General features: G+C 68.5%; 25 protein-coding genes. 16 read left to right on the top strand and 9 right to left on the bottom strand.

Translation table 11 applies throughout. The features are described 5' to 3' along the window. Nucleotides 1-64: 64 nt before the first annotated feature. From FSYMDG_RS20280 to FSYMDG_RS23470, 3 genes are all read right to left on the bottom strand, one after another. Nucleotides 65-1,684 carry an AAA family ATPase gene (locus FSYMDG_RS20280; RefSeq protein WP_013875263.1) on the bottom strand — a complete coding sequence of 540 codons (1,620 nt, stop codon included), beginning with the start codon at nucleotides 1,682-1,684 and terminating at the stop codon, nucleotides 65-67. Between the two features lie 355 nt (nucleotides 1,685-2,039). After that, on the bottom strand, nucleotides 2,040-3,818 hold the full coding sequence (locus FSYMDG_RS20275; RefSeq protein ID WP_013875262.1) for a sensor histidine kinase: 1,779 nt from the start codon (nucleotides 3,816-3,818) through the stop codon (nucleotides 2,040-2,042). A 297-nt stretch (nucleotides 3,819-4,115) separates the two neighbouring features. Beyond that, complete coding sequence (locus tag FSYMDG_RS23470) at nucleotides 4,116-5,768, bottom strand: SpoIIE family protein phosphatase (RefSeq protein ID WP_083828372.1); 1,653 nt, start codon at nucleotides 5,766-5,768, stop codon at nucleotides 4,116-4,118. Between the two features lie 159 nt (nucleotides 5,769-5,927). Between FSYMDG_RS23470 and FSYMDG_RS20265 the strand changes: the two genes are divergently transcribed. The 3 genes from FSYMDG_RS20265 (at nucleotide 5,928) to FSYMDG_RS26490 (ending at nucleotide 10,207) form a co-directional block, all read left to right on the top strand. Beyond that, entirely contained in the window at nucleotides 5,928-7,190 is a 1,263-nt protein-coding gene (locus tag FSYMDG_RS20265) for an IS4 family transposase (protein WP_013872077.1), read from the top strand. Nucleotides 7,191-7,490: 300 nt separating this feature from the next. Next, entirely contained in the window at nucleotides 7,491-8,036 is a 546-nt protein-coding gene (locus FSYMDG_RS20260; RefSeq protein ID WP_013875259.1) for a class IV adenylate cyclase, read from the top strand. A 1,787-nt stretch (nucleotides 8,037-9,823) separates the two neighbouring features. Continuing rightward, entirely contained in the window at nucleotides 9,824-10,207 is a 384-nt protein-coding gene (locus FSYMDG_RS26490; RefSeq protein ID WP_050803600.1) for a BlaI/MecI/CopY family transcriptional regulator, read from the top strand. Between the two features lie 189 nt (nucleotides 10,208-10,396). On the opposite strand, the gene FSYMDG_RS20250 is transcribed toward FSYMDG_RS26490, so the two are convergent. From FSYMDG_RS20250 to FSYMDG_RS20240, 3 genes are all read right to left on the bottom strand, one after another. After that, nucleotides 10,397-10,855, bottom strand: coding sequence for a Fur family transcriptional regulator (locus FSYMDG_RS20250; RefSeq protein WP_013875256.1), 459 nt, complete (start codon nucleotides 10,853-10,855; stop codon nucleotides 10,397-10,399). Next, a complete protein-coding gene (locus tag FSYMDG_RS20245; RefSeq protein ID WP_013875255.1) occupies nucleotides 10,828-11,274 on the bottom strand; it encodes a Dps family protein in 447 nt (148 codons plus the stop codon). The genes FSYMDG_RS20250 and FSYMDG_RS20245 overlap by 28 nt, the downstream gene beginning before the upstream one ends. A gap of 1,127 nt (nucleotides 11,275-12,401) precedes the next feature. Beyond that, nucleotides 12,402-12,629, bottom strand: coding sequence for a hypothetical protein (locus FSYMDG_RS20240; RefSeq protein ID WP_013875254.1), 228 nt, complete (start codon nucleotides 12,627-12,629; stop codon nucleotides 12,402-12,404). 77 nt (nucleotides 12,630-12,706) lie between these two features. Here FSYMDG_RS20240 and FSYMDG_RS20235 point away from each other — a divergent pair, with 77 nt between their 5' ends. The 6 genes from FSYMDG_RS20235 (at nucleotide 12,707) to FSYMDG_RS20210 (ending at nucleotide 16,294) form a co-directional block, all read left to right on the top strand. After that, nucleotides 12,707-13,018 (top strand): hypothetical protein, encoded by a 312-nt coding sequence (locus FSYMDG_RS20235; protein ID WP_013875253.1) that lies wholly within the window; start codon nucleotides 12,707-12,709, stop codon nucleotides 13,016-13,018. Beyond that, a complete protein-coding gene (locus FSYMDG_RS20230) occupies nucleotides 13,015-13,269 on the top strand; it encodes a hypothetical protein (RefSeq protein ID WP_043604107.1) in 255 nt (84 codons plus the stop codon). The genes FSYMDG_RS20235 and FSYMDG_RS20230 overlap by 4 nt, the downstream gene beginning before the upstream one ends. Before the next feature lies 1 nt (nucleotide 13,270). Further along, on the top strand, nucleotides 13,271-13,900 hold the full coding sequence (locus FSYMDG_RS20225) for a 5-formyltetrahydrofolate cyclo-ligase (protein WP_237702881.1): 630 nt from the start codon (nucleotides 13,271-13,273) through the stop codon (nucleotides 13,898-13,900). Nucleotides 13,901-14,119: 219 nt separating this feature from the next. Beyond that, a complete protein-coding gene (locus tag FSYMDG_RS24950) occupies nucleotides 14,120-14,518 on the top strand; it encodes an FmdB family zinc ribbon protein (RefSeq protein WP_013875250.1) in 399 nt (132 codons plus the stop codon). A gap of 188 nt (nucleotides 14,519-14,706) precedes the next feature. Then, nucleotides 14,707-15,534: an SAF domain-containing protein gene (locus tag FSYMDG_RS20215; RefSeq protein WP_013875249.1), complete on the top strand. Its 828-nt coding sequence runs from the start codon at nucleotides 14,707-14,709 to the stop codon at nucleotides 15,532-15,534. Nucleotides 15,535-15,922: 388 nt separating this feature from the next. After that, nucleotides 15,923-16,294 carry a hypothetical protein gene (locus tag FSYMDG_RS20210; RefSeq protein ID WP_013875248.1) on the top strand — a complete coding sequence of 124 codons (372 nt, stop codon included), beginning with the start codon at nucleotides 15,923-15,925 and terminating at the stop codon, nucleotides 16,292-16,294. A gap of 26 nt (nucleotides 16,295-16,320) precedes the next feature. Here FSYMDG_RS20210 and FSYMDG_RS20205 read toward each other — a convergent pair whose 3' ends face one another. Then, a complete protein-coding gene (locus FSYMDG_RS20205) occupies nucleotides 16,321-16,791 on the bottom strand; it encodes a hypothetical protein (RefSeq protein ID WP_043607231.1) in 471 nt (156 codons plus the stop codon). A gap of 361 nt (nucleotides 16,792-17,152) precedes the next feature. Here FSYMDG_RS20205 and FSYMDG_RS20200 point away from each other — a divergent pair, with 361 nt between their 5' ends. The 6 genes from FSYMDG_RS20200 (at nucleotide 17,153) to FSYMDG_RS20175 (ending at nucleotide 23,128) form a co-directional block, all read left to right on the top strand. Continuing rightward, nucleotides 17,153-17,539 (top strand): STAS domain-containing protein, encoded by a 387-nt coding sequence (locus tag FSYMDG_RS20200; RefSeq protein WP_013875246.1) that lies wholly within the window; start codon nucleotides 17,153-17,155, stop codon nucleotides 17,537-17,539. A 476-nt stretch (nucleotides 17,540-18,015) separates the two neighbouring features. After that, nucleotides 18,016-19,119, top strand: a complete 1,104-nt coding sequence (gene pstS / locus FSYMDG_RS20195; RefSeq protein WP_013875245.1) for a phosphate ABC transporter substrate-binding protein PstS — start codon at nucleotides 18,016-18,018, stop codon at nucleotides 19,117-19,119. A gap of 126 nt (nucleotides 19,120-19,245) precedes the next feature. Then, nucleotides 19,246-20,265, top strand: coding sequence for a phosphate ABC transporter permease subunit PstC (gene pstC / locus FSYMDG_RS20190; RefSeq protein WP_013875244.1), 1,020 nt, complete (start codon nucleotides 19,246-19,248; stop codon nucleotides 20,263-20,265). Further along, entirely contained in the window at nucleotides 20,262-21,317 is a 1,056-nt protein-coding gene (gene pstA, locus FSYMDG_RS20185) for a phosphate ABC transporter permease PstA (RefSeq protein WP_013875243.1), read from the top strand. The genes pstC and pstA overlap by 4 nt, the downstream gene beginning before the upstream one ends. Before the next feature lie 95 nt (nucleotides 21,318-21,412). Then, nucleotides 21,413-22,189, top strand: coding sequence for a phosphate ABC transporter ATP-binding protein PstB (gene pstB, locus FSYMDG_RS20180; RefSeq protein WP_013875242.1), 777 nt, complete (start codon nucleotides 21,413-21,415; stop codon nucleotides 22,187-22,189). A gap of 216 nt (nucleotides 22,190-22,405) precedes the next feature. Further along, entirely contained in the window at nucleotides 22,406-23,128 is a 723-nt protein-coding gene (locus FSYMDG_RS20175; protein WP_237702878.1) for a winged helix-turn-helix transcriptional regulator, read from the top strand. A gap of 129 nt (nucleotides 23,129-23,257) precedes the next feature. On the opposite strand, the gene mshD is transcribed toward FSYMDG_RS20175, so the two are convergent. Together mshD and FSYMDG_RS20160 are read right to left on the bottom strand one after the other, a co-directional pair. Further along, nucleotides 23,258-24,427: a mycothiol synthase gene (gene mshD, locus FSYMDG_RS20170; RefSeq protein WP_013875240.1), complete on the bottom strand. Its 1,170-nt coding sequence runs from the start codon at nucleotides 24,425-24,427 to the stop codon at nucleotides 23,258-23,260. Between the two features lie 291 nt (nucleotides 24,428-24,718). Then, the gene (locus FSYMDG_RS20160) at nucleotides 24,719-25,468 is read right to left on the bottom strand and encodes a winged helix-turn-helix domain-containing protein (protein ID WP_013875239.1); all 750 of its coding nucleotides are present in this window, start codon (nucleotides 25,466-25,468) and stop codon (nucleotides 24,719-24,721) included. A 447-nt stretch (nucleotides 25,469-25,915) separates the two neighbouring features. Here FSYMDG_RS20160 and FSYMDG_RS20155 point away from each other — a divergent pair, with 447 nt between their 5' ends. Then, the gene (locus FSYMDG_RS20155) at nucleotides 25,916-26,170 is read left to right on the top strand and encodes a MoaD/ThiS family protein (RefSeq protein WP_013875237.1); all 255 of its coding nucleotides are present in this window, start codon (nucleotides 25,916-25,918) and stop codon (nucleotides 26,168-26,170) included. Nucleotide 26,171 lies beyond the last annotated feature (1 nt).

Below are 26,171 nucleotides of genomic sequence, written 5' to 3'. Positions count from 1 at the left end.
GCCCACCGCCGCCTCGTCGACGCGGACGAACCGCGTACGCGGGGGCGCTACGCGCAGCGCGCTCTCATGGCGCGTTCACGCGGCGTTGGACAGCCAGGACTGCCTCGCTGATCGGCACCGCCGTCTGGATGACGCTGGCGGTCGGCCACGGCTGGGCGCGGGCCGCCATCGCCTGGTGGACGGCGAGGGTGGCGTCGGAAGGGTCCTCCCCGGCGGCGGCACGGCGGGCGATCCGGGCGGCGGCCACCTCCGGCGAGGTGACGCAGCGCAGTTCGACGAGGTCACTGCTGGTCTGCTCGGCGAGGGCGGCGGCCGCGGCGCGGTGCGCAGCCGTGGACCACGACGCGTCAAGCACGACGCTCTCACCTCGTTCCAGAGCGTGGCGGGCCCGGCGCAGCAGTTCGGTGTAGGTGGCGTCGGTCGTCTGGGCGTCGTAGTGCCCCTCGAACAGGCCGGCGGGGATCTGCGTGTCGGCGGGCAGGCCGGCCAGTTCCTTGCGGACGACGTCGGAGCGCAGCAGCACCCAGCCGTCCTCGGTGTCGACGAGCCTGCCGGCCAGGGTGGACTTGCCGGTGCCGGGCAGGCCGCCGATGAGGACGAGTCGGACCCGGCCGCGACGCAGGTGCAACAGCGCGATCCTGGCGAGCCGGCGCGCCTGCCGGGCGGCCTCCGGCGCGCCCTGACGGGCCCGGATGCAGGAGACCTTGGCCCGCACCAGCGCCCGGTAAGCGATGTAGAGATGCCGCAGCGACGGCGGATGCTTCTCCCCCGCGAACTCCCCGTACCAGGTCAGGAACCTCTCGGCGGCGTCGGCGGCGCCAAGGCGCTCCAGGTCCATAGCGAGGAAGGCGATGTCGCCGAGCACGTCCCCGACCCGCAGCCGGCGGTCGAACTCGATGCAGTCGAGTACCCGTGGGCCGTCGTCGAGGCAGTAGATGTCGTCCGCGAGCAGGTCGCCGTGCCCGTCCCGGATCCAGCCGGCGCGCTGGCGCTCGGCCAGCAGCGCCGCCCGGCCGGCGAGGTAGCGGGGGGCGAGCCGGCCGAGTTCGTCGATGACACTCGAATCGATCAACATCCCGCTGAACGGCGCGATCCCGGTCAGGCTCTCCTGCCACAGTCCATCGAGGGTGGCCGGGCTGCCCGCCTCGGCGATCTCGGGGGAGGTCGGGCAGCGCTGGTGGAAGGCGGCGAGCAGCCGGGCGAGCGCGCGCAGCTGCCCGTCCACCCGCCGACCCATGGAGATCATGCTGGACAGGCGCCGGTTCGCGGGCATCCGCCGCATCACGACCATGTGGTCCACCAGCGTGCCGGCGTTGTCGTGGATGTCCGCCATGCCGAGATAGACGTCGGGGGCGAGGCGGCGGTTGAGTTCGACCTCGGCCCGGCAGGCCGCCTCCCTCGCCTGTCGGGTGCGGAAGTCGAGGAAACCCAGATCCAGCGGCTTCTTCACCTTGAAGACGCGGTCGCCGGAGAAGTACAGCGTCGCGCTGTGCGTCTCGACCGTCTCCAGGCCGGAGAGCACCGCCCTGGTGAACTGCCTGTTGGTGAGCTGCTCATCGGTGAACCGCGAGCCGTCGAGCTCCCGCGAGCCGTCGAGCTCAGGGCGTCCGACCTCGAGGTATATGTACGGACGTGCGTGCGGACCCGTACGCCCCGACACTGTCGTCCGGTCATCGACGGTCATGACACCTCCAACATCAGAACATGTCGCGACGGCAGGTGTGACAGCGCTCATCCGGACCAGTCGGACCAGCCGACCGGTACAGGACCGGGCGCAGGCACGGCGCCGCCGCCCGATGTCCATCCTGGGCCGGGAGGGAAGTAGAAACGACCGTCGGAGGTTTCCTCGGGGACGGGCCGTTCGGACCCCGCCATACGGACCTCCGGCCCACGACCCCGCCGAATGACGCTCCCCGGACGGGACGAACCGTCCCGGACAACTCACGTGTCCTGCCCGAACGTACACCGCGCGAACGGACCTGGTGACAGCAGGTGAGTTCCGGCTGGCTCCACCGGCCGCGCTGGGAGCCGCGGGTCACTCAGGCCAGGGGCACGGACCAGCACAGGTGGGTACCACCTTCGGGCCCCGCGGAGAGGTCGAAGGTACCGCCGAGATCTTCGGCTCGGCTGCGTATGTTCGCAAGCCCGCTACGACGCTCCGTGTTCCCAATACCCACGCCGTTGTCGATCACGTCCGCGCTGAGCTGGCCCCCGGTAACCCTTACGATGACCTCGACGCTGCTGGCACGGGCGTGCCGGGCCGCGTTCGACAGGCCCTCCCGCACCACGGCGAGCAGATGCTCACCGGCCGCCGCGTCCACCGCCGTGTCCAGCGGGCCTTCGAACCGCAGGTACGGCGCGAAGCCGAAGGCGTCGCTCACCGCGTCGACGACGGAGGCGACCCGCGCCCGCAGGCCGGAGCCAGCCGTCGTCCGCCGGCCCCGCAGCTCGAAGACGGTCGACCGGATCTCACGGATCGTCACGTCCAGATCCTCCACGTACGTGGCCATCCGACGGGCCTGCCCTGGCCGCTCCTCAGCGGCGGCCAGTCCCTGCATGCCGAGCGCGACGGCATACAGCCGCTGCATGACGTGGTCGTGCAGGTCACGAGCGATCCGGTCCCGATCCTCCAGGACGACGATCCGTTCTCGGGCGGCCCGTGCCTGGGTGATCTCGAGAGCCGTCGCCACATGCCCGGCGAACGCCGCGGCCATATCGAGATCACTGTCCGTGAATGGCGTGGCGCCGTGCCGCCGACCGAGCACCACCGCTCCGTTGGCCACCTGGGAGCCGGCCAACGGGACGATCATCAGCGGGCCGATCCCATGCGCGTAGGGATCGTTACCGCTGGCCTCGGCCGCGGCGTCCGAGACGAGCAAAGGTGCGCACGTCCGCACCGCCTTGCCTCCCAACGAGCCGTCCATGGGGATTATCCTGCCCTGCAGGACACCGGCGTCGTCACCGTCGGCAACCTCTACGGTCAGGTGCGACGAGGGCCCCCCGCTGAGGAGTATCGCGGCCACGTCCGCGCCGGCGAGCTCCCGGGCACGACTGACGATCATGTTCAGCGGTCGCTCGCCGTCACCAAGCACGTGACGGGTGATGTCCGCCGAGGCCTGCAGCCACCGCTGGCGACGTTGCGCCTGATCGAACAGCCGGGCGTTGTCGATGGCGATCCCGGCGCTCGCGGCCAGCGCCAGGACGAGTTCCTCGTCCTCGGCCGTGAACGTCCGGCCGTTGCGCTTCTCCGTGAGATAGAGGTTGCCGAAAACCTCGCTGCGGACCCTGATCGGAACACCGAGGAAGGTCTGCATGGGCGGGTGGTTCGCCGGGAAACCGACGGCCCGGGGGTTCGTCGCGATGTCGTTCAGGCGAAGTGGCTGTGGCTGCGCGGTAAGCAGGCCCAGCACCCCCTGCCCCCGCGGCAGCTGTCCGATCTTCTCGACCAGGGACGGCTCCATGCCGACGTGGATGAACTGCTCGAGATGCCCTTCCCTGGCGATCACCCCCAGAGCGCCGTACCGGGCGTCGACCAGCTGACAGGCCTCCTCCACGATGCGGCGCAGCACCACCTCCAGGCTGAGGTCGGCGATGACCGTCCGGGTGGCTCGCAGCAGGCCGCGCAGCCTGCTCTGCGTCTCGATGACATCCTGCGCCCGGTCGACGAGCTGGGCGAGCAACTCGTCGAGTTCCAGGCGGGCAACTGCTGGGAAGGCCATCTCTCTCATCGGCTCCGCGGAGAAGTCACCCGGCAGGGACGCGGATGCGGCGGAATCCGGCACACCCGTGGAAATCTTCCCTGTCTCCTGGTCGTCCATACCTCAGACACACTAACGGAAGTAAGCCAACACCGACGAGCCCCCTGGAATGATCGATCCAAGAATTCCACACCCCGCCCGGGCGCCCTGCGTATATGCATTCCGTACGGAGCGGCACAGACGGTGCTCACCTTCCGAATATTCGCACTGAACTGACCGGACGCGTCGAATACCGCTTTGTCATGATGCGGCCGATCGCCGGGAGTCAGCCAGTCGCTGCCCGGCCACGCCCGTGACGTGCTCGCCCGTTCTACCCGGACCACGCCGAAGAACCGATGCGAGGCTGCCCCGGACCGTCTACTCGGACGCGGCGGTGATATTTCTCGGCAGGGTGACGGTATCTCCCACCGGATAAACGGCTCCGTCCGGGCGCTGCGCCGGAGCGGCAATGATGTCGGACACGCTACGGCCCACCGCGACCGCAATCTGGTCGTCCGCCACGCAGCCACGGGAATGCAGCGCGACAGCCGTGAAGAGATCACTGACGAGGGCGTCGGGATCCCTGCCGGGAAGGCGCGTCAGCTCGTCGGCCAGCCGTCGGAAACCGAACTGGTTCCCAGCCGGGCCGCGCGCCTCGGTGATGCCGTCGCTGTAGGCGCACAGGACGTCCCCCGGCGCCAGGAGGGCCCGCTCGGTCCGCCACGTGCCGCTGCCGTCGGGCAGGATGGCTGCGACGAGGGGGCCTGTCGGCGCCAGAGTCACAAACCCCGCCCTTCCGGCTTCGTTTTTTCCACCTCCTCTCGCGTCCAGGCCGTCTCCGACAGCCAGGGCTTCCCTTTCCACATCCGGATCCGCACCATCCGAATCCGCGTCGCCCGGCTCCACACCGCCCGCCCTCGCCTCGTCCACGGCCGCACCCCGTCCGCCGCCCGGATTTCGGACGATCACCGGCCATGGGTGCCCGGCGTTGGCGTACTCGACAAGTCCGGTTTCAAGATCTACTATTGCGACGAACGCGGTCGCGAACATCTCACCGGTGTCACCGAGGCATCGCTGCACCTGTTGGATCGCCTCGTCCGGGGTTGCCTCGGTGAGCAGCGCGGCCGCGAGAAGCTGCTTGACCAGCAGCGCGTGCACGCCGGCCACCGGCCCGTGCCCCGCCGCGTCCCCCACGGTGAACCCGAGACGACCATCGGGCAGCTCGAAGGTGTCGTACCAGTCGCCGGCGAGCAGGCCCTCCGCCGGGATGATCCGGCCTGCGATCCGCATGCCCGGGATTTCGGTCACGGACGCGGTCAGCGCGTCCCGCAGCGCCGCCACCGTCGGTCCCTGCTGGCCGATCGCGGCCAACACGCGCAGACGCATCGCGTCCAGCCCCTCTCCGAGCTCGGCCATTTCAGCCGGGCCGTTGCGCAGCACGGCCCGGTCGTAACCGCCACGGGCAAGTTCTCCGACCGCGCGCAACAGCCCACGTAGCGGCGTGAGGACCGACCGCCGGACACCGACGACCAGCACAGCGACGACCAGCACAGCGACGACCAGAAAACCCAGGAACACGGCGCCCAGCGCACCGGCGAGCAACTGCCAGCCGGCCCCGCCGGCCTGAGTCGACAGCTGATCCTGGTGACGTAAAATTTCCTGCTGTATCGTGGCCACCCGCGTACGCATGGTGTCAAAGCTTGAGTTCCTCGTGGCGGCTGCCTCTGCCGAATGAATGACCACCATGTTCTCGGTACGCACGGCGCTCACCGCTGGATCCGCGTGCGAGCTCCATACCCCGTACGCTTCCGTCACCTGCCGCACAAGGTCGGGCAGCCGTCCGAGACCGGCAACGGAGGCGGACAGCTGGTTGATTCTGGCCGAAATATCCCGGGACCCGGCCAACACAGACCCGTGAAGTTCGGGCTGGCCGGTTGTCAGGTAACCGCGCCAGTCGCTGTCCTCATCGGCGATATGATCAAGGAGGGCGGCCACGTCTGCCGCGGCCGGCTCTAGCCCAATGCCGCTCAATTAGACTGGAGGGGCGTCCGTCCATCCCGACACGCCAACGCCCGATCCCGCATCGATCAACTTCTGAACACGGCATCCAGTCACGTTCCTCAACGTCGATCAGTAGGCGGCGGAGTGCTCATGCCGCGATTTCGGCCGGTCGGCAGATAGAATCCAGATGTGGTGCGCCTTCGCCAGGTAGTTGAATTGCCAGCCGTTGACAACGACCGGCTGACCGACCGCATCTCGATCGGTGTGCTCGCCAGAATCGTTCCCCGGGACCTCGTCGAAGAGGTACTGGTGGAAACGAAGCGGCAGGAACGGCGTACCAGGCTGCTGCCAGCCCGGGTCATGGTGTACTTCACCATGACGATGTGCCTGTTCTTCGACGATGACTACGAAGAAGTCATGCGTAAACTCGCCGGTGCGTTGAGATGGCTGGGGAACTGGCAGGGTGACTGGAAAGTCCCGACCACCGGGGCGATCTCGCAGGCACGGATCAGGCTCGGTGCCGCCCCCCTGAAGGTCCTGTTCGAACGTGTCGCTGTGCCGGTCGCGGGGCTGGGTACCAAGGGCACTTGGCTGCGTTCCCGGCGGCTGATGGCGATCGACGGGTTCTTCCTCGACGCCGCAGACACCCCCGAGAACGTGGCCAGGTTCGGGCGGTCCACCAACGGACACAAGGCCAGCGCTCTGCCCCAGGTCCACGTCGTCGCGCTCGCCGAATGCGGCACGCACGCGATCGTCTCCGCCGCGGTCGGTCCCCGTGCCAGCGACGAACGTGCTCTCGCCGCCACCCTGCTCGACGCCTGCGAACCCGGGATGCTCCTCACCGCCGACCGTTACTTCTACAGCTTCGACCTCTGGCAGCAGGCGCTCGACACCGGCGCGGACCTGCTCTGGCGAGTCAAATCCGATCTCACGCTACCGGTCATCCGGTCCCTTCCCGACAGCTCCTACCTCTCTATCATCGTCAACCCGAAAATCAGAGGGAAACAGCGGAACCAGATCATCGCCGACGCCCGCGCCGGCCGCGACTTTCCCGAGGACTCCGCGACACCCGTCCGCGTCATCGAATACACGGTGCCTGACCGCACAGGATCCGGAACCGGAGAACTGATCTGCCTCATCACCAATATCCTCAACCAGACCGACATACCAGCGGTGGAACTCGCCACGGCCTATCACGAGCGCTGGGAAATCGAAAACATCTTCGATGAGATTAAGACACACCAGCGGGGCGAAGCCCGCGTCCTACGCTCGAAACTCCCGGACCTGGTGGAACAAGAGATCTGGGCGCTGCTCCTCAGCCACTACGCAATCCGATGTCTCATGTGCGAGGCCGCCGACGAAGCCGACGTCGACCCGGACAGGCTATCCTTCATGCGATCACTACGCGTCGTCCGCCGCCAGGTCACCGACCAGGCGGATTTTTCCCCCTGAGGACCACACGCACGCGCTCCGGGAAACCTTCACAGAGATCACCGAACGGCTTAACCCCGTGCGCCTCCACCGCACGTACCCACGCACCATCAGACGAGGCCGACACAACGCCTACCGAGTCAAAAGCCCAACAGACACCGGCACCAAGCATGATCAATCACCGAAGATCATGCTCGCTCGGGCCGCTTAACTAAGCGCCATTGAACTATAGCTTTGGCGGTGGGCGTCACTTCTGGTTGGTTGGTTATGTGTCAGGTTGTCGCCTCGGGGGATCGCCGGGTAGACGATGGGGAGGCTTGTGTGCGTGAGGTTAAGGTCAAGTTCCACGTGTGGGACCGGGAGGCGCTCTTCCTGAGCCTCAAGGCGCGAGACATCGAGTTGGGTGAGCCGTTCTTTCAGGACGACCAGGCGTACGCCCCTGATCGTTGGACCTTCGAGGACAGTCGGCTGGGGGTGTCCTTCCCGCGGCTGCGTACCATAAACAACCGTCATTTTTTCACATTGAAACAGCCCACGGTCAACGCCCAGGCGTACGTCTCGTTCGAGACCGAGGTCGCCGATCGTGATCAGATGCATCAGGCCATCCTGAACATGGGTTTCTGTCCCACGGTACGGGTGGCCAAGATCCGGCGAACGGCGCGCCTGGGCAACATGTCGCTCTATGTGGACGAACTCGACGGACTGGGTATGTTCCTGGAGCTCGACTGCCCGGTGCCCGCGCACGAGTCGGCGGTCACCGTACAGGAGACGTTGAATGCCTTTGTGGCATCCCTGGGAGTTGATGTGACGCGTACCGAGGAAACATGTGACGCGCTGGTGCGGACCGCCCAGTTGCGTGCCGCCTGAGATCCCCTGAGTGCTTTTTCGGATCTGCTGTCCGGGTGGTCCACGCCCAGGCGGTCCCTGGTGCGCGTCGTCGCCCGCATGCCGCCGCCGCCCCTGGCGGACGTCGTGGCCCGGACCGCGACGGCACCGGGACCCCGGCCGGTCGAAACGGTCCCAGTCGGCCGATACCAGTCGAATAGTGCCAGTCGGGCGGCGCCAGCCGTCCGGTACTAGTCGTCCGGTACCAGCCGGCCGGTGCCGGTAGCCCGGTGTCGGTAGCCCGGTGCCAGTCGTTCGGTGCCAGTCATGTGGTACCAGTTGTCCTGCATTAGACCCTTTCGCGACTTGTTGCTTATCCGTTGATAGAGGAGAGTTCATCTCCTGTTGGCTGGGTGTCCGGATGCGGTTTGGCCTCCCGCCGCACGGTCCGCGTCGGGCTGTGGGCCTCTGGCGACCGCGGCGGTGTGAGCCCGGTGGCGCACGATCACTGCTATCTGGCCGGGGCGAGGTCGGGTGATCGCGGCGGCCTGGCGGTGGCGCGGCCGGGGCGGCCGTGTGCGATCCGCGCCAGCGTGAATACGCCAGGTTCATACTGAGGGGGCGGCCACAAAGGTTTCCGGCCGGTTCGGCGCACCCGGTCCCGCCGCTCGCGGATAAAATCTTTTCCGGGTGGCAGGATGCTCGCGCCTGGTAATCATTTGTCGACGTAACCATGGATTCCGGCCGGAATGGTGACGTGGCGTACCAGCGAGGCGTGAGGTTCTCCACCAGATTTTCCCGCGGATGACGCGGGCGACCACGGGCGACTACATATGTCACACGACCACATATGACCCGGCTACCCGGGCGATGCAACCGACTACAGACGGGTGGGCCACGGCACATGGTGCAAAGCTGTGCCCGGGCAGATGGCCCGGCCGCGCTTTCGCGGGTGTCGGCCACGGCCAGGCGGCCCGGACGGCGGGCCGGCGTGCTGTGCGCCGCTGCTGCCGGTCGTGCCCGAGCGCTCGTCACCCGCATCGTTCACGCCGTGCTGTCGGTCCTGCTCCCGGCGGCGCTGCCCGGCCGGAGCGTCTCTGCCGGCCACGGTGTGCGCCTGGCCCAGCCACGCGGTTCCTCCGTGGCGTCTTCAGCGGCCGGGACTCTCAGGTATGCGATGGCCCGCCGGGGCCCGCCGGGAGCCATCCACCGGCCGTGAGATGAGCGTTGGCCGGGTCCGGCGGTCGCCTGCCCCGCTAGCCCGGCCCGTGGCGGTGTGGCCGTCACGGCGGGGGCCGGCGGCACCACACCCGACAAAGCAGATCGTTTTTCGGGTGCTCGGGGCCGGCACAGCCGCCGCCGGCACGTTGATCCGTCGACGTCGTCTTCCGTCGAGGAGGCTGATCCGACGACCGGATGATGCCGCCGTCCACGGCCGCGCCTGCTGCTCGCGTCCGTCTGCCAGCTCACTGTCCGTATGCCACGCGCCGGCAGGCTCCTCAACGCCGGCGGTTTCCAACGCCGGCGGTTTCCCTCGATGCCTCCGAGCCGCGCGGTGTGGCGCATCGGTGCGTGCCTGTCGCGACCGACACACCGGCCACTCGCGCCCGCCACTGTCACTTCGGCGGATCATGCCGCCGACACGCCCTTCACGCATCCAAGGACGGTCCGTGTTGACTACTCTGGGCCCTGAACCCGCCCCACGAGGCGACGCTCCGCGAGGCGACGCCTCACAGGATGACACCCCACTAGATGACGCCTCACGAGATGGCGGCGAGCACCAGCCGCCAGCTGCCGATGGTCCGGCAGCCCGGCGCCAGCCCGGTCAGTTGGAGGCTGCGGTCCTCGCGGTTGTCTGGGCGGCGCGCGCACCGGTGAGCACCGGCGACATCCAGCGGGAGCTGGGTGGGGAACTCGCGCACAGCACCATAGCCACCACGCTCGCCCGTCTCATCGGCAAGGGGCATGTCGAGCGGGTCCGAGTCCGTCGGCTCTGGATGTATCACCCGACCCGGCGCCAGGAGGAACACGCCGCCGCCCAGATGCTCGCGGCACTTCAGCGGGCGGGCGACCCCGACGCGGCACTGGGCCATTTCGCCGCGGCTCTGCCGCCCGGGCAGGCGCGCCTGCTGCGCAGGCTGCTGGAGCCCGCGGCCACGGACACCCCTGCGACCACAGATGTTTCCGGAGGCGGGGATCCGGACGCGGGGTGAGGTGACGATCCGGGCACCGGGCGCGGTACCGAGAGGACCGACGACGATCGTGGCGCGAAATGCGGGATGAGACGCTGCAGGCTGGGACGAGGCACGGACAAGGTAGGGACAAGGTAGGGACAAGGCACGGACGGGACGTGGACGGGACACAGCCTCGGGCCTCGGCTCGGTATCTGCAGGGCGCCTTCCTCACGGGAGCGGCGCGTTCCCGCGAGGCGTCCCACAGCCGGCACACAGGCCGCGAAAGATGATCTGTGCCTCGTCCAGGGTGGCGATGCCGGCATGGGCACCGGCGTCCGGATGCAGACAAGGGGGTGTGCCGAGGACGCAGGCGATGTCCTGGATCGACCCGCAGGAGCGGCAGACGAAGTGGTGGTGGAAGGTACCGCCGGCTTCGTAGAGGGTCACGCCCGAGCCGACGTCCGCCAGCAGCGCGAGCCCGGCGGTGGTGAGGTCGCGCAGGACGTTGTAGACACTGGCCCGGACAAGATCGTAACCCTGGCCCGTCAGGTGGTTGTGCACCTCGTCGGCACGCCGGTGGCCACCGAGACGGACCAGGGCGTCCAGCACCGCGAGCCGGGGGCCGGTGGCCCGCAGGCCCGCGGTGCGTAGCCGGGCGCTCAGTTCAACTGTGCGCCAAACATCCATGTGTGCTTGTCCAGGGTCGCGGCGAGGCCGATCAGAAGGTCCTGGGATACCGGGTCGAGCTCGTCGAGTTGGTCCACCCGCGTACGGAGGGCGTCGGCGACCTTCCGTAGTCGGTCGGCGATCGCGCGAACCACGTCGGCGTCACCGATCGGCCCCGCGGGCAGTTCACTCAGCGGTGTCTCCTTGGCCACGGTAGCGCTGCGCCCGTCCGGATGGTAGCCAATGGCCACCGCGCGTTCCGCTACCTCGTCCGCGCCCAGCCGCACGTCGTTGACCAGCGTGTCGAGCTGCTGGTGCACCGGGAGGAAGCGGGGGCCGACGACGTTCCAGTGGGCCTGTTTGCCCTGCTGGGCAAGATCGATGAACTCTACCAGTGTGGCTTGGAGCAGACTACCCACGCGATCAACCTTGTTGATCATATTCACGTCTCCTCTTCTTTGGACTATGTCCAATCTACCCGCTGTCCGTGATGTGATCACGATGTTTTTCCGGGTGGCCGAAGACGCCGGAGAGGCCGCCGCGAAGCGGCGTCGCGGTGTCGTGGGGCTCCGTGCGGGTGCGGGTGTGGCCGTCGGGAGTCGGGACGGTCCACCCGGCCGGGCCCGACCGAGGCGGGCGGAGCGGTCCATACCCCCTCGCGGGCGGGACGACACCAGGCCGATCACGACGGCGAGCGCCTGCGCTCGAGAGGACGGAGTGCCGCGTACCCGCGAAAAAGGACCGTCGCGGCGATGGCGAATCCGCCGCCGCCGAGTGCGTTCGATGTCACCGACAGTGGTGGTGCGACTCGTGTGCGCCGGTTCTGGGCGGGAAAGGGATGGCTTTGACGGGTAGGAGAGGACCTGGGCGGTCGTGTCGCCGTCGGCCCGTCGGCCCGTCGGGTATCGGATCAGCGCTGGTGATGGGCGTCCCCGCGGGTCTCATGCCTGACCTGGCTTGAGGAGATGTGGTTGAGTCGCGTTCTCAAATACAGGCAAATGATTGTCATGTTTCTGTCCAGTGGCCCGCATGGTCGACCGTCGAGGCCACCTGGAAGTCCGGTGCGACAGGAAGGCGATCTGGTTGTCTTCGGCTGTCCGGGTGACGCCGCGGGCCCGCTGTATCCCGTCATTCCGTGGATTTGAGGTCATTGCGGATGACGTCGACAACAGCGACCAATGGGGCGCTCGCGCCTGGTGGATGTCGCTGGACAGGGCCGCTGAACAGGGCATTCGTCGGTACGGTGCGGTATCCGGGCCGGGGTGCGGCCTCCGGCGGCGGCCGTTGTCCCCCACGGTTGTCTGCCGTGGTCTGAAGGCGGGCGTTCACCGCCGGGAGGGCTCGGGCCGGCGGATGGAAAGGTCCCGGGGCATCCGCCGGACAGTGGTCAGTCAGATCCGCTGCGGTTGCACGCCCGGGCATCGGAAGCCCGTCGGTGTGGGTACGTCGATTGTGTGTCACATGGTGTTGTCCAGGACCCTCTCCAGGGGCTCCCGCCCGCCCGCTCCCAGCCCGCCGACTTGCCCGATTGTTCACGAAGAGTGACCATCGAATCGTCTTCGGTCGGTCAGATCTTTCGCCGTCGGTAGTACTCGACGATCCATGCGTCGATGTCGCGCTTGCGCCAGACCCGGGTCCCTTTGGAGCCCTCGGTCGGCGCGTTGACAACCTGCAGGGGAGGAGGGAACTGCGGGTCTTTGCGCGTCCAGTAGTCAACCGCCTGGCGCGTGATCTTCAGTTGGAACGCTATGTCCCCGATGCCAACCAATCGCTCACCGTCGTCCACGCGGAACATCGTAGCCTCTTTGCTAACCGTCAAGGTTGCCGCTATGGTTTGTTTTGCTAAACAGCAAATACTTTGGGAGGACGTCGATGGTGACACCGGTGACCCGTCGTGCCGGCGTTCGAGCGATGCTCGACCGCGACGAAGCATATGATCAAGATCCGAAAGGGGAGCCCCCGATCTCGGTACCCCGGTACCGCCGGGCCCTGCGGGCAGCGATCGATGTCGGCCCCGAACTCGTGGCAGAGCAGGGAATGCCCAGGTCAGGAGCGGAAGCCAAGGCATACTCGGCAGACGTGTGCGACGCGCTGGACACGGTCGTGGGCGCTATCGCACAGGGAATCGAGTATGTCCCGGCCACGAGCCCCTCGGCCGACGAGCCCCCGCGGACCGAGAGGTGACCGGTACGACACCCCAGGAGCGGGGCATGCGTGCTCAGGAGGCACCGGGCGGGCCGGGCGAGCCGGACGGGCTTGTCGGACGCTTCCAGCAGGAAGGAGGAGCGCTCATGTGGGACGGGGAACGGTCCGACGACGACCGTGACATCGGTTGGGGTGACGATCAGGACTGGTTGGAGGAGGAGCCGGACGTCGACCTCGAGCGGTTGCGTGCCGAGCGCCCCCCGCACCACATCGAACGGGACGTCCGCTGACGTGCGCGAGGACGGGACCAAGACGTCGCTGCGCGCACGCCTGCTCGCGGCGCGGGCAGGTCGCATCACCGGTACGGACCACCCCGTCGTCGTAGGGGCGACCGAGACGGACGGCGCCGCGACGACGGCTCGGCGGATTCTCGATCTCCCGGAGGTAGCCTCGGCCCGCTGGGTCGCGGCCTACGCGAGCCTGCCCGGTGAGCCCGAGACCGGTCGTCTGCTCAGACGGCTCAGGGGGCGAGGGATACGGGTGCTGCTGCCCTCCATGCGGCCCGATCTTGATCTGGATTTCCGGGAGTACACGGGCGCGCTGATCGCCGGCGCGTTCGGTACCCGTGAGCCGCCTCTCGGTGCGGCCATCTTCGAACTCGCCCAGGCAGATGTGATCGTTGTCCCGGCGCTGGCGGTCGACGTGCACGGCCGCCGGCTCGGTCGTGGCGGGGGGTCCTACGACCGGGCGTTGCGACGGGCGAGGCCGGACGCCCTGATCGTGGCTGTCGTGCACGACAACGAGCTGGTTGATCGTGTTCCCACCGAGGCGCATGACGTTGCCGTTCATGTCATTGTCACACCAAGGGTCACGTTGCGTTGCGGAACGTCCGATGGTGCGCAGGATTCGTACTCACGGTGATGTTGTGGGTGCGTGATGTTGTCCGTGTCGCTCCACTTGGCATAGATCAAAGATCATGTTTTTGCCGGCGGAGCTCGCGGGCCGAACCGGAGAAGGGCGTCCGGAGCGTAGGGCGCCGGGCCGTTCGCGGCTGTCAGGGTGCTCTTGGAACGCGCGAGGTGTGTCTCGGGTTAGAGTTAGCAGTCGTCGAAGTCGAGTGCTAACTCCGGGGAGGAGTCCGTGCCGCGCTACGAGTACCGCTGCACCGCATGCGATCGTGACCTCGAGGTTGTGCAGAGTTTCAATGACGCGGCGCTGACCGAGTGCCCCACCTGTAGCGGCAGACTGCGCCGGGTGTTCAGTTCGGTCGGGGTCGTGTTCAAGGGCTCCGGTTTCTACAAGACCGACAGCCGGTCCGGCGGTAGCAGCGGCGTCCGGGACAGGGCGAAGGACAAGACCGGCAAGGATGCCGGCGCTGGTACGTCGGGCAAGGAGGCAGTGGGTGCTGGTGCCGCTGCCGGCGGTTCGACGGAGGGCTCGTCGAGCGCGTCCAGCTCTTCGACCTCCACGAACTCGTCGTCATCCACGTCATCCACGTCATCTACGGGATCGTCCACTTCGGGTACCGCCGCGGCCTGAGCCCCGGCTGCCACGATGTACGTCTTCGTGCATCACACGTCCACCGTCATGGCCTGATATCCACAGGCCATGACGGTGGACGGCACTTGGCCGCGAGTTGTCCACAGCGCGCGGTCGAGCGATGACGCCGGTTCGCCGGACGTCTAACGTGATCTTCGTTCTGTCGAATGATGATCACGGAGGTCGCGATGTCGCTCGTCGGACGCCGGGTGGCCCGTTCCGGGTATACGCGTGCCTGGCGAATCGCGGTCGGCGCACGACGTCGGGTGCTGGCGGCCGTTCTTGCCGCTTCGGCCATGCTCTTTGCCGTCGCGGCGGCGCGCCCGGCACGGCCGCCGTCCCCGACGCCAGTGGTGGTCGCGGCTGCTGATCTGGCCGGTGGGGCCACCATGGCGGCGACCGACGTCCGGATGGTGTCGTTGCCGACGGATGTCGTACCGGTCGGCGCCGTACGCAGCCCGCAGGATGCGGTCGGACGTACGCTGACGGCCGCGGTCCGGCAGGGCGAACCGATCACCGATGCGCGCGTCCTCGGCCCCGGGCTGATCACGCGGAGGCAGGCGGCGGCTGGCCTGGTGGCCGCGCCGGTCCGTATCACGGACGCCGGTTCGGTCCTGTTCCTGCGTGTCGGTGACCATGTGAACGTGCTCGCGGCTGCCACCGACGTCGGTGGCATGTCGCTACCACAGTCGCGGGACGGGACAGCATCCGTGGGTGAACCCGCGGGCCAGTCCACGGATCACACCGGGCCCGCCGATGCCGAGGGGTCGGTGACGCCGCCGGCGGAGATCCCGCGCGCGAAGGTCCCCCGCGCGGAGGTGGTTGCCTCGGACGTCGTCGTTCTCGCGCTTCCCGGAATCGGGGAAACCGTGCAACGCGGTCTCGGTACGGAAGAAGGCGCACTGGTCATCGTTGCCGCGGCTGCCGGGGTGGCCGCGGCGCTCGCGGGCGCGGCAGTGCACGCCAGGCTGTCGGTGACCGTGCTGGGCGGGACGCCCGTGGCCGTTACGTCGTGATCGTTACGTCGTGGTTGGTGCATCGTGATCGGATCCGTGGACGCCGGCATCCACCCGTGTCCGTCCGTCCCGGGCGTCCGTTCGCACCGCACGTCGGGGCCAGCCTGTCCGATCAGCTGGTTGCGCACTGCCCAGTCGCATTCCCGCGCAGCCCCTCCGCTGTGGTGGCCGGTCGTCGATGCCCGCGGTTCATTACGCTAAGAAGTCAAGACAAAACGGAAAGTTTTAACCCGGTGTACGGGGTTCGGGCTGTGCGTGCTTGTATCGGGCTTGTCGGCCGAGCGGACTTTGGCCGTCCCCGGCACGGGACTGTTCACGGCGACTGATCCGTGCCACTGGTAACTGGGCTGCGACGAGGCAGCCCAGACACACGCAGGAGGGAACGACGATGGGTGTCTCCATCGACGATGGCGCCTGTGGCGCGTGGCAGCGTGTGCCCGAGGAGGTCATCGGCCGGTTCGACGGCCTCCCGGGCGCGGCGTACGAAGTACCGGACGAGGTCACGTGCGCCCTGGAGAGCGGGCACCCCGACAAACACATGGCCGTTCTCCAGGGCTGGGGGAATCGGGAAGCGTGGCTGGTCTGGAGCACACCCGCTACGGTCACGGCCCCTGGATGCCGCGCCGAGGGCCTGACCTGCCTGCTGTCGGCGGGACACGCCGGCCGGCATCATGTGATCGTGGCGGACGTGGTGGAGGACGAGGGTCCCTACTGGTGCGACAGCCGTGCCGACCTTGAAATGCAGCGTGCGCGTACCTGAAGGCCGGCCAACATGGATCGCCGTCCTCATCCGTGGTCGGCGGCTGCGTCTGCGCCGTCCGCGCTGAAGATCAGGACGACGTCGGTGTCGCTGGCGAAGTCGACAAGACGGGCGCTGGCGGGCAGCCCGCCGAGCAGCCAGGAAAGATCGAAAACGGTGGTCCCTTCGCAGACCATGACGGCGTGCTCGTGCGACGCGGCGTTGTCCGGGCGTGGGCGTGGCGGGTCGTCGCTCGCTGTCCGTAGCTGATCGTCGGGTTCGCGGGCGGCGCGCGCGGCGGCGGTGAGGGCTTCGGCAAGGCGGTGGGCCTCCGGCGCCGCCAGGTAGGTGGCGTGGTCGGTGTCGGGCAGCGATGGCCGGATGCGGAGCAGGATCGCTGCCGGCCCGATGCCGGCGCCGGGCTGGACGCCGATGCTGATCTGAGTGCCGTCGGCCCGGCTGACGAGGGTGGACACTCGGTCGTTCCCCGATCGGGACTGTGCTGCTGCGTTGGTCATGTGACCAGCGTCGTTGGTGATGGTTGTCGGATCCATCCCGTTGGGCGGGGAGTTTTATTGGTTTGTCTGGTTTGGGGCTGATATCTTCGCCTGCTGGAAAGCCGTCTGTCGCCAGTGGCCCGTCCAGGGATGAGCCGCTCGTCGCGCCGGTCGCTGAGCCGGCTGCGGTCGGTTGCGGAGAGCCATGGTTGTTCGTAGCGGTTGTCCGCAAGGGGCCGTGGTTGTTCGCAAGGAGACGGTGTGGGTTTTCGCGGTTCGGGGTAGAGCCGGGGTTGTCACGTCCGATCAGGGGCGGACAGCGACGTGGGAGCGCACCGGCCAGCTCTCGCGCCGCTGGGAACGTCCGGTCGGTGCGGGAGCCATGTATCCCAGCGTTCGTGTCGAGGTGAGCGGCCGGCAGGCCGTGGTCGTCCGTCCCATCGGTGACGTCGACTACTCTTCGCTGGAACCTCTGCGCGAAGCGCTGCTGGACGCGCGGATCGCCGGGGTCAGGGACATCGTCGTGGACCTTGCCGAGGTCAGCTTCATGGACTCGCAGGGTCTCGCTGTGATTCTTTTTGCGCACCAGCGCCAGCGTTCCGTCGGTGGTCGCCTCATTCTGCGCAGCCCCAGCGAGGAGATCGCCCGGTTGCTGTGCGTCACCAATGTTGCCCATGTCATCGACGTCGAGAGCGGGAACAGCCAGCGTGATCCCGCTGCTCCGCGTGCCGGGGGAGAGGCTCCCCGACGTTCCCAGTGGCGCGGATAGGATCGTGGGCGCGCGGCTCGGCGCATCCCGCGGCCCCAACGTAGACGGCCGGGCACACCACAGAACGTCTCGGCGTCCAGTCCCGGTGGCAGGGCTGTCCCACCGTCGGTGGTGACCGGCCGTCCGCGCCACCGTTGCCGACATTTCTCCGGCCTCGCCCGGCAAACGCCGGCGGTCGTCGGTGCGGACAGCGGACGGACAGCAGGCGGACAGCGGACATCGATGGGCCAGGGGAGGCCCATATCGCCGGACGGCCGGGGTCGCTGTGGCACGGGCGCGTCCATGCCGGTCGGGGGGCGTACCACCGTGACCTCCGCGGCCACTTTTCTCGATCCCGGATGTGTTCTGATCAGTGTTCGTTTCGTGTCCGCTTCCATTCATCTTTCGTTCATGCTGAATCGCTTCGATTCTCGCCGGCACCCCAGTCCGGGGGCGGACGGAGCAGCGCTGTTGCGCTGAAGTCGAAGGGTCGCTTTGTGAACATAGGGAAGCGTCGGGTTGCGGTCGTGGGCCTTGTGATGTCAGCGGTGCTGGGAGCGGCCGCCTGCGGTTCCGACAACGAGGAGGTGACGCCGCCGGGAGGTGGCAGCACCACGTCCACGATCTCCTGCGCGACAGGGTCGATCACCGCGTCGGGCTCCTCGGCGCAGAAGAACGCGATAGACGAGTGGGTGAAGAAGTACCAGCAGGCATGCGCCGGTGCGTCGATCAACTACCAGTCGGTCGGCTCCGCCGCGGGCAGGCAGGCGTTCATCGACGGCCAGACCGCGTTCGCCGGCTCGGATTCGGCGATCAGCGGTGACCCGGCGGCCAACGCGGCCAAGCGCTGCACCGGCGGCCAGCTCGTCGACCTGCCCGTGGTCGCAGGGCCGGTCGCGGTTATCTACAACCTCGCCGAGGTGAAGGATCTGCAGCTCAGCGCCCCGGCGCTGGCAAAGATCTACACTGGTGTGGTCACCAGGTGGAACGACCCCGTGATCGCGGCCGACAACCCCGGGGTCTCCCTGCCGGACAAGGCGATCGTCTCGGTGCACCGTTCCGACGGCTCGGGTACCACGGACAACTTCACCAAGTATCTCGGCGGTGTCGCCAAGGCCGACTGGACGCACGGATCCGGCTCCGACTGGAAGGCTCCGGGCGGCCAGGGCTCCAAGGGCAGTGACGGGGTGACCCAGACCGTTAAGTCGACCGCCGGCGCCATCGGCTACGTCGAGTTGTCCTACGCGGAGAACGCCGCCCTGTCGACAGCAAAGATCAAGAACGGTGTCGGTGAGTACGTCGCGGTCAGCACGCAGGCCGCGTCCAAGGGCCTGGGCACAGCCAAGATCGCCGAAGGTAACGACCTGAAACTGACCTTCGACTACACCGCGACGACGTCCGGCGCGTACCCGATCTACCTGGTCACCTACGAGATCACCTGCACCAAGGGTCTGCCCGCGGGCCAGGCCGCGCTGGTGAAGTCCTTCCTGGCCTACACCTCCTCCCCGGACGGTCAGACCGCTATCGCCGATCTCGGTTACGCTCCGCTCCCGAGCGAGCTCGCGGTCAGGGTGAACTCGGTTGTAGCGACAATTTCATGATCCTGAAACGGCGATCAGGTACCCAGTCCGGTACCCACAAGTCCTGACCGGACGATCCATCGCTGTGCCCGCCCGCCGCGTGAGGCGGGCGGGCACACTGCCTGACACAACCTGTTGAGAGGCATGATGAGCAGTGAGCCGGACGGCCCCCGGAAAGGCTCGTCGAGAAACGACACCACCGTGGCCGCGGCGAAGTCCGCCAGCAGCAGTGACGGCGCCCGGGTCAAACCCGCGGACGCTCTGTTCAAGAATCTGACCCGGTCGGCCGGTCTCGGCCTTCTCGCGCTCATCGCCGCGATCGCGGCCTTCCTGGTGCTGGAGGCGACGGACGCTCTCAGCGCCAACACCGGCAACTTCCTGACCACCACGGAGTGGTTCCCGAACGGCTCGCCGCCGGTCTTCGGGGTCGCGGCCCTGCTGTTCGGCACGCTGCTCACAGCCGTAATAGCGATGGTCATCGCCGTGCCGGTGGCGGTCGGCATCGCGCTGTTCATCACGGTGTACGCGCCTCGCCGGCTCGCGGCCCCGCTGGCGTTCGTCGTGGACCTGCTCGCCGCCGTCCCCAGCGTCATCTTCGGGCTGTGGGGCCTGATCGTGCTCGTCCCACGGATGGAGGGCGTCCAGAAGTTCCTCACCGACTATTTCGGCTGGATTCCGCTGTTCGCCACCGACAACGGCGTTGTCGGACGCTCGATCTTCGTCGCGTCGGTCGTCCTGGCCATCATGATTCTGCCGATCGTCGCAGCCCTCTCCCGGGAGGTCTTCCTCCAGGTGCCGACCGCGCACCGGGAGGCCGCTCTCGCTCTCGGCGCGACCCGGTGGGAAATGATCCGTACAGCGGTGCTTCCGTACGGCCGGCCGGGAGTCATCAGCGCGTCGATGCTCGGGCTCGGGCGCGCGATGGGGGAGACGATCGCGGTCGCCCTGGTGCTGCCCGCGTCCTTCGACATCTCCTGGCAGGTCCTGTCGCCGGCCGGCAACACCATCGCCGCGAACGTGGCGAACGGCTTCGCCGAGGCCAACGACGTCGGTCGCGGGGCGCTCATCGCCTCCGGTCTCGTCCTGTTCGTCGTCACCATGATCGTCAATATGATCGCCCGGGCCATCATCGCCCGCCGACGTGAATTCTCGGGTGCCGCCGCATGAGTACATCGACTGCCACCGTGGCCGCCCCCGGTGGCCTGAACCTGGTCGGCCGACAACTGCCGCGGGCGGCGTTCCCCGCGATCGGCGCCGGTGCCGTCGCCGCCACCGTCGTGCTGTACGTGCTGGCCCCGATAACGAGCCGGATCCAGTTCGTGCTGATCGCCGGGGCGCTTTACCTGATCGGCCAGACGGTGGCGTCGATCGCCGTCGAGGGCTCCCGGCGGGCCACCGACCGGGGCGTCACCACCCTGGTGTATCTCTCCTTCCTGCTCGCGGTCATCCCGCTGGTCGCGGTGCTGGCAAGCGTGATCTCCAAGGGCGCGCAACGTGTCGACGTCGGTTTCCTCACCCACTCCATGCGGAACATCGGGGCGCGTGACGCCGGTGGCGGCATCTACCACGCCCTGATCGGAACCCTGGAGCAGATCGCCCTGGCCAGCCTTTTCGCCGTCCCGTTCAGCCTGCTGGTAGCGATCTACCTGGTCGAGTACGGCCGGGGCCGGATCAGCCGGACCATCAGTTTCTTCGTGGACGTGCTGACCGGCCTGCCCTCGGTCATCGCCGGCCTGTTCATCCTGGCGTTCTACATCCTCGCGCTCGAGCGGAAGCCGACCGGTTTCGCCGGTGCGCTCGCCCTGACGATCCTGATGATCCCCGTTGTCGTGCGCTCCGCCGAGGAGATGCTCAAACTCGTCCCGAACGATCTTCGGGAGGCCAGCTACGCGCTCGGTGTCAGCCGGTGGCGCACGATCGTCAAGGTCGTGATCCCGACCGCGCTGCCGGGAATCATCACCGGGGTGATGCTCGCGGTGGCCAGGGTCGCCGGTGAGACCGCGCCGCTGCTGCTGACCATCTTCGGGACCGACTCCATCAACTTCAACCCGTTCTCCGGCCCGCAGTCGGCGCTGCCGCTGTACATCTACTCGCAGGCCGGCCAGCCCCAACAGGTCGCCATCGACCGGGCCTGGGGCGCCGCGCTGATGCTTATCGTCCTGGTGATGCTGCTCAACGCGGCCGCGCGGCTGATCGCCCGGCTGGCCAGGATCCGGTGATGCCTCCCTCTCCCGCGTCCCCTGCCCCGTTCATGTCGTCCGCACCGTCCACACCGTCCGTCGAACGACCGAAGCGCGAGAAGCCGAGGTAACCCATGGCCACCCGTATCGACGTCTCCGGGCTGACCGCCTACTACGGAAAGTTCAAGGCCGTCTCCGACATCCACTTCAGTATCGAGCCGAAGAGCGTCACCGCTTTCATCGGACCGTCCGGCTGCGGCAAGTCCACGGTGCTGCGCACGCTCAACCGTATGCACGAGGTGCTGCCCGCGGCCCGGGTCGAGGGCCGGGTGCTCCTCGACGGCGAGGACCTCTACGGGCCGGGGGTCGACCCGGTGAACGTGCGCCGCGCCGTCGGGATGGTCTTCCAGCGGCCGAACCCCTTCCCCACGATGTCCATCTACGACAACGTCGTCGCCGGCCTGCGGCTCAACGGCGTCCGCAAGAAGTCGCTGCTCGACGAAAGGGTCGAGGAGTCGCTGCGTGGCGCGAACCTGTGGGAGGAGGTCAAGGACCGGCTCGGCCGGCCCGGCGCGGGCCTGTCCGGCGGCCAGCAGCAGCGCCTGTGCATCGCCCGGGCCATCGCCGTCGAACCGCAGGTACTGCTCATGGACGAGCCGTGCTCCGCCCTCGACCCCATCTCCACCCTGGCCATCGAGGACCTGATCAGCAAGCTCAAGTCGAGCTACACGATCGTCATAGTGACCCACAACATGCAGCAGGCCGCCCGGGTCAGCGACACCACGGCGTTCTTCACCCTGGACCGGACCGGTGATCCCGGCCGGCTGGTGGAGATGGACCGGACCGAGAAGATTTTCTCCAATCCGACGGAGAAGCGTACGGAGGAGTACATCACCGGACGCTTCGGCTGAGCCGGTCCTGTCGTGTCCATGAGCCACTGTGGAGCCATCACGATTCCTCGGATGCGTCTTGTGCGGCCATCTGATGACGGGTCCGGGCCGGTGGGGCGGCAGCGTCCGGCCGACGAGCCCACGACGTCCGGTTCGCCACGTCCACCGGTGTCGGTACCGGGCCCGCTGCCACTCGGTCCGGTGCTGTCACCGGGCCCAGCGGCGTTGACAGGCCCGGTGAGGTCGGGCCTGTCAACGCCGCCGGGCCCGACACTGCTGGTCGCCGACGCCGCCGCGGACACCGAGTTGCTCACCGCCCTCGCCGACGAGGGCATGGGGGTCAGCGTCGCCCCCGACGGCGCCCGGGCGCTGCTGGAGATCGGCCGTCTCGCGCCGGCGGTGGTGCTGATCTCCGCCCGGCTGCCGATCGTGGACGGGGTGACGGTCGTACGGACCGTCCGTACCCGGGACGACATGCCGATCCTGCTCGGGGTCGGCCCGCAGGACCGGCGGCAGGCCGCGGCGGGGCTCGCGGCCGGCGCGAGTGCCTGTGTCGCCAAGCCCTACCGGGTCAACGAGGTGCTGGCGCTGGCCCGGTCGATGTGGGGAAGCGACCTGGAGCGGGCCTGGCCCACGGTGCTGCGAGCCGGAGCGATCACACTGAATCTCGCCGCCTACGACGTGTGGGTGGACGGTATTCCGGTGCGGCTGCCGCCGCGGGAGTTCAGGCTCCTGCGGATCCTGCTGGAGCAGGCCGGATCCGTGGTCACCCACCAGACGCTGCTCGAGCGTGTCTGGGGCACGAGCAGCCACGAGACGAACACGCTCGCCGTGCACATCCGCCGGCTGCGCGGCCGCCTGGGAGACACGGGGAAGCCGGGGAAACCCCGGCTGATCGAGAGCGTCCGCGGAGTGGGCTACCGTCTCCGGCTCGCGGACAGCCCGATGCCCGGCCCCTGACCCTGACCCTGATGCCCGGCTCCACCCGGCGGCCGTGGGCCGGCGGGACGTCACGTGGCTGGCGGGAACCAGGCCGCCGGCCGCGTGGCCGGATGGCGATGGTGATCGTGCACCCGTTGGCCGGGTGGGTCAGGGCCGGTCGGGCCCGGATCCGGGCCGGGCCCGCGGCCTGCGCAGGTAGGAGATGTCGCAGCGGTACCGGCTGAAGCCGAGGGTCTCGTAGAGGCGTACCGCCGGGCGGTTGGTGTCGTCGACATAGAGCATCACCGTGGCCAGGCCACGGTCGCGCAGGTGGTGGAGGCCGATCAGGGTCAGTACCCGGCCGAGCCCGCGTCCGGCGGCGGTGGGCGCGACCCCGACGACGTACACCTCGCCGATGCCCGCCTCCACCTTCGTCCAGTGGAAGCCGACGAGCTGGCCCGCCGCTTCGGCGAGGAAGAAGCCCGCCGGGTCGAACCACGGCTCGGCCTCGCGCAGCCGGAGATCCTCCACCGTCCAGCGTCCCTGTTCCGGGTGGGTCGCGAAGGCGACGCTGTTGACCACCACCCACGCGTCCTCGTCCTGCCCTGGGACGAAGGTCCGGATGGTCACCCCGGGCGGCGGCGTCACGTCCGGAAGAGGGGGGACATCGGGACCGGAGAAGTGGCCAGGGCGGGGGCCGGGAGGGTGACCGACGGGGTTGTCGGGGTGTGCCGTCCCACGCCCGTCGGGGGAGCCCGGGGCGGGCAGCGGGCGGCGCATCTGCCACAGCATCCGCTGCCGGGCGAAGCCGTACCTGTCCGCCAGGGCCGCCGCCGCGGGTGTGTCGCCGTGCGCCCAGACGTGCAGGTCCGCGCCGGCCTGGTCGGCGGCTGCGGTCAGGGCGGCCAGCAGGTGCCCGCCGACACCCTGGCGGCGGTGGGCGGGGTGCACGACGACCTCCGCCTGCCAGTCGTGGTCGTCAGGGGTGGCCAGATGGGCGTATCCGGCGATCGTTCCCGCGTCTGTTCCCGCGTCGTCGTACCGGGCGGTCCCCGCGTTGTTCCGGGAGGCCGCCGCCTCGCCGTCCTGGGAGGCCGCGCCGGCCGGGACGCCCGCGGGCGCCGCGGGGCCCGGGACGGTGACGATCAGGTGCTGCGCGGCGGTCAGCGGCTGCGTCGTCAGCCGTAACGCGGCGTCGTCGGACAGCGGGCCGACTCCGTCGGTCTCCGCGGCCGCGGCTACCAGGTGCCGCAGGTCGTCCACTGTCCGGGGAGCCAGGTGCCGCGTCCAGCGCAGTTTCATTCCCGCGACATTATGGTGTTCCGTACCGACTTTCATCCGAGCGGGCCTGACGTGGCCGGAGACTTCGCGGTTCGGTCACGAATCCTGCTTGACCACATCGCTGGCCGGATATCGGACGATGCCGTGGCGGCGGGAGCCCCGGCGCGCGAACACCTGCTGGTCACAGCGTCGGACGGGCGTGTCGTGCCCGTCCGGAGATGACACCGTACGTTTTCTCGCGCCGAGGTTCCCGCCATGTCACGAAACGGCCCGGAGGTCCGGGTAAAGCGACATGACCGGTCCGGCGGACCCGGACTCCGGCTGGAACCACCCGGACCCTGACGGGCACTACACGCGTTCGGGAGTACGTATTACTTCCCGACTGTCGGAGCCGGACACCGCCTCGCCGCCGGGAAGCGGGGCGATCGGAGGAGCGACGAACTTGTAACCGACGTGCCGCACGGTGCCGATCATCGATTCGTGCTCCGGGCCGAGCTTGGCCCGCAGGCGACGCACGTGGACGTCGACGGTCCGGGTGCCGCCGTAGTAGTCGTAACCCCAGACCTCCTGCAGGAGCTGGGCGCGGGTGAAGACCCGGCCCGGGTGCTGCGCGAGGTACTTCAGCAGCTCGAACTCCTTGAAGGTGAGCTCAAGCGGACGGCCACGCAGCTTGGCCGAGTAGGTGGTCTCGTCCACCGACAGGTCGCCGGAGCGGATGACACCGGCTTCGGCGGTACCGCCGGCGGCCGCCACCCGGCCGATCGCGAGCCGCAGCCGCGCCTCGACCTCGGCCGGTCCGGCGCTGTCGAGCACGACGTCGTCGACGCCCCAGTCGGCCGACACAGCGGCCAGCCCACCTTCGGTGACAAGGGCGAGCAGCGCGGTGGTGAGCCCGGTCGTGCGCAGCAGGCGGCACAGGCCACGGGCGACGACCAGTTCCCGACGCCCGTCCACCACCACGACGTCCACCGGGGGAGCGTCAAGGAGCGCGCTGGCCTCGAGCGGGGCGACGCGAACGGTGTGGGTCAGGAGCCCGAGTGAGGGAAAGGACTCCGCGGACGGTCCGGGAGCGTTGGTGAGCAACAGGACGACGCTCAAGTTGACTCCTCCAGGGTTCGGTTGCGATGTTGGGGCAGCGTCGACCCACGGATACGTTGCGGTCGGTTCGCGTTCCACGGCCGTCATGGGCGCGAAACGAAGACCGGCCTGTGGGGAGGATAGCGGAGTGTCGTACTCCACTCCTACCGCATGAGGAGTTCTCCCCGCTGTGGGCGCTGAGATTCTCGCCACGGTCCATCGTTACCGTGATCGTTCCGTAACCAGCCAAGATTTTGATCTTGACGGGGTCGCCGCTCGTGGCTTTTCCGGATTTCGTGACTAGCTCCCGCTAGAGGTCGGTGCCGACCCCCTCGGGCGTTGCGTCGACACGCTCGCGGCCGGCCAGCGCGACCCTGGCCGGCCCTGGATCGGACGCGCTCTCGGTGACCACGACGTCCCTCGGGAGGTCGAGGATGCCGGGGTGGACAACAGCGGGAGGATGGGTCGATGGCCCGCGTGACGGTCCGCTACTGGGCCGCTGCCCGGCACGCGGCCGGCGTGCCCGAGGAGCGGCAGGACGCCGAGACCCTTGCCCACCTGCTGGCAACCGTGGCGAAACACCACCCGGGCACCCTCGCGGAACTGCTGACCCGCTGCGCGTTCCTGGTGGACGACCTGCCGGTCGGTCACCGTGACCATGCCGATGTGACGCTCACGGACGGCGCTGTCGTGGAGGTGCTGCCGCCGTTCGCCGGCGGGTGAG

The sequence above is a fragment of the Candidatus Protofrankia datiscae genome (assembly GCF_000177615.2).
GTDB classification, from domain to species: Bacteria; Actinomycetota; Actinomycetes; order Frankiales; family Frankiaceae; genus Protofrankia; species Protofrankia coriariae.
The sequence above is the reverse complement of the archived record's forward strand: the minus strand, read 5'-3'. Positions and strand labels throughout refer to the sequence as shown.

Bases quoted from the DNA above. Each gene is read 5' to 3' on its own strand.
- FSYMDG_RS20280 (WP_013875263.1), bottom strand. From the start codon at position 1,684: ATGACCGTCGATGACCGGACGACAGTGTCGGGGCGTACGGGTCCGCAC.
- FSYMDG_RS20275 (WP_013875262.1), bottom strand. From the start codon at position 3,818: ATGGACGACCAGGAGACAGGGAAGATTTCCACGGGTGTGCCGGATTCC.
- FSYMDG_RS20250 (WP_013875256.1), bottom strand. From the start codon at position 10,855: ATGGATGTTTGGCGCACAGTTGAACTGAGCGCCCGGCTACGCACCGCG.
- FSYMDG_RS20245 (WP_013875255.1), bottom strand. From the start codon at position 11,274: ATGATCAACAAGGTTGATCGCGTGGGTAGTCTGCTCCAAGCCACACTG.
- FSYMDG_RS20240 (WP_013875254.1), bottom strand. From the start codon at position 12,629: ATGTTCCGCGTGGACGACGGTGAGCGATTGGTTGGCATCGGGGACATA.
- FSYMDG_RS20235 (WP_013875253.1), top strand. From the start codon at position 12,707: ATGGTGACACCGGTGACCCGTCGTGCCGGCGTTCGAGCGATGCTCGAC.
- FSYMDG_RS20215 (WP_013875249.1), top strand. From the start codon at position 14,707: ATGTCGCTCGTCGGACGCCGGGTGGCCCGTTCCGGGTATACGCGTGCC.
- FSYMDG_RS20210 (WP_013875248.1), top strand. From the start codon at position 15,923: ATGGGTGTCTCCATCGACGATGGCGCCTGTGGCGCGTGGCAGCGTGTG.
- FSYMDG_RS20205 (WP_043607231.1), bottom strand. From the start codon at position 16,791: ATGACCAACGCAGCAGCACAGTCCCGATCGGGGAACGACCGAGTGTCC.
- FSYMDG_RS20200 (WP_013875246.1), top strand. From the start codon at position 17,153: ATGTATCCCAGCGTTCGTGTCGAGGTGAGCGGCCGGCAGGCCGTGGTC.
- pstC (WP_013875244.1), top strand. From the start codon at position 19,246: ATGAGCAGTGAGCCGGACGGCCCCCGGAAAGGCTCGTCGAGAAACGAC.
- pstA (WP_013875243.1), top strand. From the start codon at position 20,262: ATGAGTACATCGACTGCCACCGTGGCCGCCCCCGGTGGCCTGAACCTG.
- pstB (WP_013875242.1), top strand. From the start codon at position 21,413: ATGGCCACCCGTATCGACGTCTCCGGGCTGACCGCCTACTACGGAAAG.
- mshD (WP_013875240.1), bottom strand. From the start codon at position 24,427: ATGAAAGTCGGTACGGAACACCATAATGTCGCGGGAATGAAACTGCGC.
- FSYMDG_RS20155 (WP_013875237.1), top strand. From the start codon at position 25,916: ATGGCCCGCGTGACGGTCCGCTACTGGGCCGCTGCCCGGCACGCGGCC.